Source organism: Paramagnetospirillum marisnigri (assembly GCF_001650715.1).
GTDB classification, from domain to species: Bacteria; Pseudomonadota; Alphaproteobacteria; order Rhodospirillales; family Magnetospirillaceae; genus Phaeospirillum; species Phaeospirillum marisnigri.
Genome location: NZ_LWQT01000080.1, coordinates 1 through 10,537, shown reverse-complemented (window position 1 = coordinate 10,537; position 10,537 = coordinate 1). Strand labels below are relative to the sequence as shown.

At 64.7% G+C, this 10,537-nt stretch carries 3 protein-coding genes; 2 read left to right on the top strand and 1 reads right to left on the bottom strand.

The features are described from left to right. The coding region (locus A6A04_RS15780) for a transposase (protein ID WP_068492287.1) at window positions 1-197 on the bottom strand (197 nt) is incomplete at its 3' end. Window positions 198-223: 26 nt separating this feature from the next. Here A6A04_RS15780 and A6A04_RS15775 point away from each other — a divergent pair. Both A6A04_RS15775 and A6A04_RS15770 read left to right on the top strand, forming a co-directional pair. Next, window positions 224-9,004 carry a tandem-95 repeat protein gene (locus tag A6A04_RS15775; protein ID WP_322096821.1) on the top strand — a complete coding sequence of 2,927 codons (8,781 nt, stop codon included), beginning with the start codon at window positions 224-226 and terminating at the stop codon, window positions 9,002-9,004. A gap of 16 nt (window positions 9,005-9,020) precedes the next feature. After that, the gene (locus A6A04_RS15770) at window positions 9,021-9,881 is read left to right on the top strand and encodes a serine/threonine-protein kinase (protein WP_068494580.1); all 861 of its coding nucleotides are present in this window, start codon (window positions 9,021-9,023) and stop codon (window positions 9,879-9,881) included. The last annotated feature ends 656 nt before the right edge of the window (window positions 9,882-10,537 follow it).

The following is a 10,537-nucleotide window of genomic DNA, read 5'->3' as shown; positions in this document are numbered from 1 at the left end:
TCGCGCTCAAGCTCCTTGAGCCGCTTGGCCTGTGAGACCTTCATCCCACCGTATTCCTGGCGCCAGCGGTAGTACGTAACCTCCGTTACCGCCAAAGCCTTGGCGACGTCGGCCACCTTCCGGCCTTGCGCCAGAAGCACGTCCGCTTCACGCAGCTTGCCGATGATCTCTTCGGCGGTATGTCTCTTCTTCGGCATGGAATGTCCCCTTCATGGTCAGTTGAATTATTACATTCAACCTGGAGCCATTCACGGGGGGAGGGTCAGCCGAGGACAATGGCAGCGTCTCCGGCACGCTGACCACCAGTGATGTGGATGCCGGTCAGGACCATGTCCAGCCCGCCACCATCGCCACGGATGAGGGCACCTTCACCATCAATCAGGCGGGCGAGTGGAGCTTCGACGTCAATTCCGCCGCCGTCCAGTCGCTGGGCGCCGGGGAAAGCCTGACCAAGACGTTCGAGGTCAAGTCCGCCGACGGCACCGCCACCCAGACCGTCACCGTCACCATCGACGGCAGCAATGACGCCGCCACCATCACCGGCACCGCCTCCGGCCATGCCGCCGAGGACAATGGCAGCGTCTCCGGCACGCTGACCACCAGTGATGTGGATGCCGGTCAGGACCATGTCCAGCCCGCCACCATCGCCACGGATGAGGGCACCTTCACCATCAATCAGGCGGGCGAGTGGAGCTTCGACGTCAATTCCGCCGCCGTCCAGTCGCTGGGCGCCGGGGAAAGCCTGACCAAGACGTTCGAGGTCAAGTCCGCCGACGGCACCGCCACCCAGACCGTCACCGTCACCATCGACGGCAGCAATGACGGCCCCGTGGTGTCGGGCAATGTGTCACTGACTTCTGGCACCGAGGATCGTTCGGTGACCATCAAGGCCAGCGACCTGCTGGGCAATGCCTCGGACATGGATGGCGATACCCTGTCGGTGAGTGGCCTGACCGCCAACCACGGCACCCTCACCGACAATGGTGACGGCACCTTCACCTTCACCCCCGAGGCCAATTACAGCGGCGGCGTCGAGCTCAGCTACACCGTGTCCGATGGCCATGGTGGCACCACGGCCGGCTCTGCCAGCTTCGAATTGGCGGCGGATGCCGATGCGCCAGTGCTGGCGGCATCGAACATCACCGTGGATCTCGGCGCTGGCCAGGCCCAGACCATGACCGGCACCGCCAATGCCGACACCATGTCGGGTGGCGGTGGCAATGACGTGATCAACGGTGGCGCGGGCAATGACGTCATTTATGGTGATGGCACCGGCACCGTGACGGTTCCGCTGAACATCAGCGACCGCCTGAGCGATACCGATGGTTCGGAAAGCCTGAGCAGCGTCACCATCAGCGGCCTGCCCGCCGGAGCGACCCTGTCGGCCGGAACCCAGAATGCCGATGGCAGCTGGACTCTGTCCTCCGACCAGTTGTCGGGCCTGACCGTGACCAGCACCGAAGGCACCAACCTGCACCTGACGGTGTCGGCCGGTTCGGTGGAAGGCTCCAACGGTGATACCGCCACCTCCACCACCAGCTTCGACGTGACCTTTACCGGCACGGCGGTGGGCAACGACACCCTGGACGGCGGTACCGGGAGCGATCTGCTGGATGGCGGCGCGGGCAACGATGTCCTGAATTTCTCGACCGATGGCAGTTGGAGCGGCGGCTTCGTCGCCAAGAACGTGGGCGACCTGCAGCATGGCGGCACCAACGAGACCTTCGCCCTGAACGGCAGCAACCAGAGCCAGGACGTCTTCCGCGGCGGCGCCGGGACCGACACCATCGTCATGGGGTCCGGCAACGACTCGCTGTTCCTGGATGACGGCTACAGCGCCTCGCCCACCGGCGGCGCCCGTATCGACGGCGTCGAGAGCATCAATGCCGGTGACGGCAATGACGTGGTCGACCTGACCTCCAACCGCTACGCGGTGGGCGACACCGCTATTGACGGTGGTTCTGGCAACGACGTGCTGATGGCCAGCCAGGGCAACGACGTCATCGACGGTGGCACCGGCAACGACTACCTGTACGGCGCGTCGGGCAACGACACCCTGCGCGGTGGCGAGGGTGCCGATACCCTGAACGGCGGCTGGGGCAACGACGTGATCGACGGCGGTGTCGGCAATGATACCGGCGTGTTCGTGGCCGGTCAGGGCGGAGCCGATGTCTATGACGGCGGCGCGGGCACCGACAGCTTCAAGGTGCAGTTGACCTCGGCGCAGTACACGCCCGCGGTCCATGCCGAGTTGCAGCAGTTCGAGGCCTTCATCGCCAATCCGGCCAATCCGGGCCAGAACTTCCACTTCAATACCCTTGGCGTCGATGCCAAGAATTGGGAAAGCGTCAAGGTCGTGGTGGATGGCCGCGAGGTCAATCTGGAGAACGCGCCGACCATCACCAATGCCCCCTCCTCGACCACCGACGAGGATCACGCCAAGAGCGCGACTATCACGGCGGCCGATGTGGATCCGGGCGACACCGTCACCTATTCGCTGGTGGATGCGGCGGGCAATCATGTCAGCAGCCTGACCACCGAACACGGCACGGTCAGCCTGAACGCCAGCACCGGCGAATACACCTTCACCCCCAATGCCGATGCCCAGCATATGGGCGTGGGTGCCTCCGTCACCGACAGCTTCAAGGTTGTCGCCACCGATGATCACGGCGTGTCCAGCGCGGCCTCCACCGTGGGCGTCACCATCACCGGCGCCAATGACGGCCCGTCCGTCACCCTGACCGGCGGCAGCGGCACCGAGGATCATGTGGCGGCGGGACAAGTGGTCGGCACCGATATGGATACCGGCGATACCCTGGGCTACCATGTCGAAGGTGGCGTGTCCGATGGCCATGGCAATGAGTTGCTGACCACCGATCACGGCGTCGTCAGCCTGAATACCGCCACTGGCGAATACACCTTCACTCCCGCGGACCACTGGGCGGGTGACGACAGCTTCAGCGTCACCGTCTCGGATGGCAATGGCGGCAGCGTCACCCAGAGCGTGGCGGTGCATGTGGATCCGGCGGCGGATCAGGCCAGCCTGTCCCTGTCCATCGGCGCGGGCACCGTCACTCCTGGCGGCAGCTTCACCGTCACCAATCTGGATGCGACCGCGTCGGCCGGATACCACAACACCTACGGCTATTACGTCATGGACGATAATGGCAACCCGGTCAGCGGCGAGGTGATCTGGAAGGATGTCCACGACACCAACGGCCAGTCGGTGACCATCAGCGGTGTCGATCCCGACCGGGTTGGCTTCTTCATCATTCCGGATGGCGACCAGAATTTGTCGATTCGCGATGGCTCGGATATTCACTTCGCCAAGGATTCGTCGGGCAACTGGCAGGTTCTGAGCGAAAACAACACGTTGCTGAGCGGAACCGGCGCCAAGGTGCTGTTCGACAACCCGGCGCTGAACTCCGACCGCCTGGTCCATTCCGAGGATTCGAGCAGCGTCAGCGGCAACCAGAACTGGGAAGACCTCAACGGCGGCGGCGACCGCGACTACAACGACGTCAACTTGTCGGTGAACTGGAACGCGGCCGAGCCGACCTCGACCCATCCCATCAGCCTGGCGGCCAATTTCCCCGACATGGACGGCTCGGAAGCCCACACTGTCACCATCAGCGGCCTGCCCGCCGGAGCGGTGCTGAGCCAGGACGGCCACGCCCTGACCCCCGGCGCCGATGGCGGCTACACCATCGACCCGACCCATCTGAGCGGCCTGTCCGTGACCACGCCCGCTGGCTTCACCGGCACCCTGGCGCTGGACGTGGCGGCCAAGAGCGTCGATGGCTCGTCCATCGCCTCTTCCACCGCCCATGCCCAGGTCAGCCTGGATCTCGGCAATGACGGTCCCGAAGCGGGCGCGGCGGCATCGGTTTCGGGCTCGGCGGGATTCTCGGTGTCTGGAACGATCCAGGCCACCGATCCCGACGGGAACCAACTCGACTTCAGCCTGGCCACCGGCAATGATGGCGCGCAGCACGGCAGTGTCGTGCTGATGCCCGATGGCAGCTTCGTCTACACTCCCACCGGAAATTACGCAGGCAGTGACAGCTTCAAGGTGCTGATCAGCGACGGCCATGGCGGCACCAGCACCGAGACCGTCAATGTCGGCATGGTCAATGGCGCTCCCACCCTGAGCGTAGGCGACCTCGATGCCGCCAACGACCACAGCGCCGTCACCGGCCATGCCATCGGCAGCGATCCCAATATCGGCGACAGCGTCAGCTATGCGCTGGTCGACAGCGCGGGCAACCACGTCACCAGCCTGAGCACCGACCACGGCACCGTGACCATCAACGCCTCCACCGGCGACTATACCTTCACTCCCAATGCCGGAGCGGCATCCCTGGGCGCCGGAGCCTCGGCCCATGACAGCTTCCAGGTGGTGGCCACCGACAGCCATGGTGCTTCCAGCAGCGCCTCGACCGTCGATGTCAGCATCAGCGGCAGCAATGACGGCCCCACCGTCACCACCACCGTCAATGCCACCGCCAGCGACCATGCCGGGCTGACCACCGGCCATGTCACCGCCACCGATACGGACAGCAACGACGCCGGTCTGGTCAGCTATCACATCCAGGGTGGCGCCGCCGGAGCCCCGGGCTTCGAAACCCTGACCACCGATCACGGCACCGTCACCCTGAACACGGTGACCGGCGACTATACCTTCAGCCCCAATGCGGGGGCCGCCAGCATGGGCGCGGGCGCCACCGCCACCGACGCCTTCACCGTCAGGGTGTGCGATGGCCATGGCGGCAGCACCAGCGCCCAGGTCGGCGTCAGCATCACCGGGACCAATGACGGCCCCACCATCGCCACCGCCGTCAACGCCACCGCCAGCGACCATGCCGGGCTGACCACCGGCCATGTCACCGCCACCGATACGGACAGCAACGACGCCGGTCTGGTCAGCTATCACATCCAGGGCGGCGCCGCCGGAGCCCCGGGCTTCGAAACCCTGACCACCAGCCACGGCACCGTCTCCTTGAACACGGTGACCGGCGACTACACCTTCAGCCCCAATGAGGGGGCCGCCAGCATGGGGGCGGGCGCCACCGCCACCGATGCCTTCACCGTCCGGGTAAGCGACGGCCATGGCGGCAGCACCAGCGCCCAGGTCGGTGTCAGCATTACCGGAACCAATGACGGCCCCACCGTCACCTCCACCGTCAATGCCACCGCCAGCGACCATGCCGGGCTGACCACCGGCCATGTCACCGCCACGGATGCGGACAGCAACGACGCCGGTCTGGTCGGCTATCACATTCAGGGCGGCGCCGCCGGAGCCCCGGGCTTCGAAACCCTGACCACCAGCTACGGCACCGTCACCTTGAACACGGCCACCGGCGATTATACCTTTAGCCCCAATGCCGCCGCGGCCAGCATGGCCAAGGGGGCCACCGCCACCGATGCCTTCACCGTCACCGTCAGTGACGGCCATGGCGGCAGCACCAGCGCCCAGGTGGGTGTCAATCTCACCGGCACCAACGATGCCCCGATCATGACCTCCATCACCGGAGGCACCGGCCTGGAAAGCACCACCAGCGCGGCCACCGTCGTCACCGGCAAGATCAATGCCAGCGATGTGGACGCCGATACCCTCAGCTACCAGGTGGTCGCCGGAGGCAGCCATAACGGCACCTTGTCGGTGGATTCCAGCGGCAATTACACCTTCACCGCCAACAACAAGGACTGGCACGGCAGCGACAGCTTCACCGTGGCGGTTTCCGATGGCCAGGGCGGCAGCTTCAATCAGACCGTGAACATATCGGTGGCGGAACAGGCGGACTCCGCCACCATCACCGCCCCCGATGCGACCCTGGCGTCGCAGTCGGCCACGGTCAAGACCATGACCAGCACCTCCTTCGCGGGTGGCGCTGGCAGTGACACCATTGTCGGCACCAGCGGCGCCGACACCATCATCGGTGACAGCACCACCGGCGTGAAGGTCAATCTCAACATCAGCGCCACCGCCATCTCGGGCGAATCGGTGCAGTCCATCACCCTGTCCAACATCCCCGGCGGCGCCACCTTGGACAATTCCGCCCACGATCTGGTGCAAAACGATGACGGCTCCTGGACCCTGACCCCGTCGCAGTTGGCCGGTCTGTCCATCACCTCGGCCAACGGCATCGGCGGCGCCATCGACATCGACGTCACCACCGTGGACGGCAGCGATACCTCCAGCACCCATGGCAGCCTGAACGTCTCGTTCTCGGGCGGCTTCAACGACACCATGACCGGCGGTTTGGGCGCCGACACCATGGATGGCGGCGCCGGTAACGACGTCTTCAAGGTCAGCGGCGCCAGCGAGGGCACCGGCGATACCTATATCGGCGGTTCCGGCAACGACACCATCCTGGGCAGCTCGGGCAACGACGTCTTCACCGTCACCAACAACCTGGGCAATATGCAGTCCATCGAGTCGCTCAATGGCGGCGGCGGCACCGATACCATCCTGGCTTCGTCGGGGAACGACTACCTGAACTTCTCGGGCATGGCGTTGACTTCGGGCGCGAACAGGATCGCCCTGATCGATACCGGCGCGGGCAATGATACCATCATCGTCTCGAATGCGGCCGACAGCATCGTCACCGGCACGGGTGACGATACCGTCGTCGCCATTGGCGGCAAGACCGCTGGCGACGTCTATGACGCCGGGGCGGGCGGCACCGACACCTTGCAGATCAACCTGGACCCCAGCCAGTACACCGTTGATGTCCGCCGGGAAATGATGGCCTTCGCCGAGAATCCGACCCAGCCCTTCACATTCCAGTCGCTGGGCGGCCTCAAGGTCAGCAATTTCGAACAGTTCCGCGTGACCGTCGGCGGCGAGGAAGTCAACCTCAACAACCCGCCCGAGGTGCGCGACGTCACCGCCACCTACAGCGACAACAAGGTCGATGGCGCCATCGTTGGCGTGGATTCCGATGGCGATACCCTAACCTACGGCTTCGGCTTCAACGGCGATGGCTCGCCCATCACCTCGATGACCACCGCCCATGGAACGGTCACCATCGAGGCGGATACCGGCAAGTACCACTTCACCGCATCCGATCCCGACTATAAGGGCGGCGACACCTTCAGCGTCACCGTCAAGGACAGCCTGGGCGGCACCGCCAGCAAGCAGGTCAGCATCGACTTCAACCCGGGCGACGATGCCACCGTTATCACCGGCCATGTCACGCTCGAAACCGGCACCGAGGATACCCAGGTCTTCATCCGGGCCGACCAGTTGCTGTCCAACGCCACCGACGTGGACAACAAGCTGCATGTGGAGAACCTGGAGGCCCGGGATGCCAACGGCAATCTGGCGGGCACCTTCATCGCCGTCACCGATGCCGAAGGCCACGAGGGCTTCGCCTTCAATCCCAATGCCAATGTCAGCGGCGATATCACCCTGAGCTACAACGTCGTCACCGACGATCCGACCGCGCCACAGATGAAGGCCGATACCGCCACCCTGCATCTGGACAGCGTCGCCGACAAGGCGACGGGCGTGGACGTGGCCTTCCAGGTCACTGGCGCCACCGTCGACCATCTCGGCACCGTGTCCAGCGCCAATCTGACCGGTGGCCAAGTGGTGGTCCATGCCATGCAGAACAGCACCAATTCGTCACGCTCGACCACCTTCCAGGTGCAGATCAGCAATGCCGATCATACCCAGTGGACCACCTTGAATACCTCAACGGGGGCGAGCAGCGGCACCGTCAAGGGGGGCTATGCCTATCAGGATGTGAGTTTCAACCTGAGCGCCGCCCAGAACGACCTGTTGCTGAACGGCGCCGATCTGCGCGTGGTGGATAGCGGCAGCCGCTCGCTGAAGCTGGACTACATCACCGTGGATGGCCAGAAGGTCGAGGCCGAAAGCCTGCGGCTCGATTCGGACGCAGCATCCACCGTCCAGAGCACCAGCGCCACCAACTCCACATTCATCACCCTGAACGCGGCGACCAAGAATGTCCCCACCGCGGGCAACGCCGTGTTCAGCTTCGACAACTATATCGTTCACGATTCGCCCAACCAGACCCTGCATCTGTCCGGCGCCCTGGCCGATACCGATGGATCGGAAAACCTGGTCTTCCATATCGACAACCTGCCCACTGGCGTCACCATCAGCGCCAGCAATGAATCGCTGACCGAGGGAACCCTGACCAGCGATGGGGCGGGTGGCTATTACTTCACCACTGACTCCGACTACAACGGCTCGGTGGATCTGAACGTAACCGTCGGAGCCAACGCCCAGTCGGGCGAGGTGCATGTCACCGCCCTGACCACCGAAATCGACAATGGTGATCAGGCCCAGGTCATGGATACCTACGACTTCGTCACCAGCAATGCCCCCGGCGCCGTCGCGGGCGTTACCCTGTCGGGCAACCGGGGCGACGATATCCTGAGGGGCTCGGATGGCAACGACCTGCTGCTGGGCGGCAAGGGCGGCGCTTCTCACTACTACAGCGGTGGCAGCCATGGCGGCCGCTGCGGCGACCTGCGTAGCGCCGACACCAATGACAGCATCTCGGGTGGGGCGGGCGACGACATCATCTTCGGCGATGCCTATATCAACCGCAGCGGACAGGTCCTGGTCACGGGCAACGGCAACGATGTTCTCGACGGCGGTATCGGCAGCGACCAGATCCACGGCGGCGGCGGCAACGACACCATCATCGGTGGCGCGGGCGACGACCAGTTGTGGGGTGATGCCGGCAGTGACCTGTTCATCTTTGGCCCCAATTTCGGCCATGACGTGGTCGACGGCGGTTATGGAACGAAATGGACCGACACCATCGACCTGACTTCGGACACATCCGCGGTTTCAGTCAATGTGGAAGCCGCTGGCTGGGCCGTGACGGTGGATGCCACCGGCCATCATGTGGCCCAGGCCATCGACCCCAAGGCCCATGACGGCAGTGGCACCATCGTGGTCACCAATAACGACGGCAGCCAGGATGTCATCGAGTTCCACAATGTCGAGAAGGTGACATGGTAACCGCATCGTCCTTGCGATGACAGAACCGTCCGACGAGATGACGGAGCGGATCGGCCCTTACCGGGTGGTCCGCTTCCTCATCAAGACGGCGTTTTCGCGGCTATTCCTGGCGGATGACGATGGTCTTGGCCGCCGGGTGGTGATCAAGGTCTTCGATGTGGACCCGGTCACCCCCGAACCGCCCTTCCCCCTGGCGGAATGGCACCGCCGGTTTCTCCTGGAAGGCCGGATCATGGCCCGTCTCGACCATCCCAATCTGCTGGGGGTGCACGAGATGGGCATCACGGCATCGAATGCCCCCTATCTGGTGCTTCCCTTCATGCAGGCCAATCTGCCCCGTCTGATCGGTCTGGATCTTGGCCCCGGCCAGCGGGAGGGGGCGAGTGAGATCGAATTGCCCAAGGCCCTGCCCCAGGCCGAGGCCATCCGCATTCTGGGCCGAATTCTCGACGCCGTCGCCTATCTGCACGCCAAGGGCATGGTCCACCGCGATATCAAGCCCGCCAATATCTTGCTGAGCGTGCGCGAGAACGGCCAGCCCAAGCTCTGCGACTTCGGCATGGTCAAGCTTGGCTCGGCCCGTGATGTCCCGCCCGGGGCCTGGATCGGCACCCCTGCCTATCTCAGCCCGGAGCAGTTGGCGGATGCGGGGCTGGCCAGCAGCGCCAGCGATGTCTTCTCCATGGGGGTGCTGGCCTGGCGCATGCTGCTGGGTGAGCTGCCCCCGGTGGATGGGCCAATCCCGCCCGATGCTCTTGCCGCCCTGCCCTCCCATCTGGCCAAGGCCATCACCGCCGCCATGGCGCCCGATCCGGCGGCGCGGCCCACCGCCGCCGGGATGCGCCAGACCCTCCTCGGCCTGCCCGCCTTGGGATGAATCGGGCTCATCCGACCGGCTGGCCTTCTCGTTTGTCGTCATGCCCCCGCGACCCGTACCTGCTCCGGTTCCTGCGCTTGCCCCCCATCCCATTGGAACGCCTTTGGCGCCCACAGCCATTTTGCCAACAGTCGTGGTACTGCATTGCCCGAGGCCCAGCCCCGCCCCAGACCCGGCCTTTACACCAAGACCTTTTAAGGCAACAGCCTTGTCATAGGCTTTCTGTCGGCCGTGTCCTGAGCCAGACGCCGGGGAAGCCTTCCGCCAGCCATTACATCCCACTTTCCCGCAATATCACCGCCGCACCCCACCGTATGATGGAACTCTGCGGGCTTACGGGGGCGGCATCCAAGGTGATCCATCCACGGGCCTGCATGGCGGGGGCCGGGCCATGCCCGACGCAGCGAATCCGGTAAACGGCCTGGTCAGGTACCATGGCACGTTCTTTCAGCCTCACTGCGATTGCGCCTCCCGCCAGGGATGACAGGGCCGGGTCGGCCAGGACCCGCACCGCCCCCTTGTCCATCGAGGCAATTTGGCATGGAACGGCGTCGCGCCCAGGCTCCTCGGCAAGGAAGCTGTCACTGCCGCCTGAATACTCCCCAGAAGGGGCGACTGAAAATTCCCCACCTTGACGCACTCGCCCGGCCCTGGGG

Bases quoted from the DNA above. Each gene is read 5' to 3' on its own strand.
- A6A04_RS15770 (WP_068494580.1), top strand. From the start codon at position 9,021: ATGACAGAACCGTCCGACGAGATGACGGAGCGGATCGGCCCTTACCGG.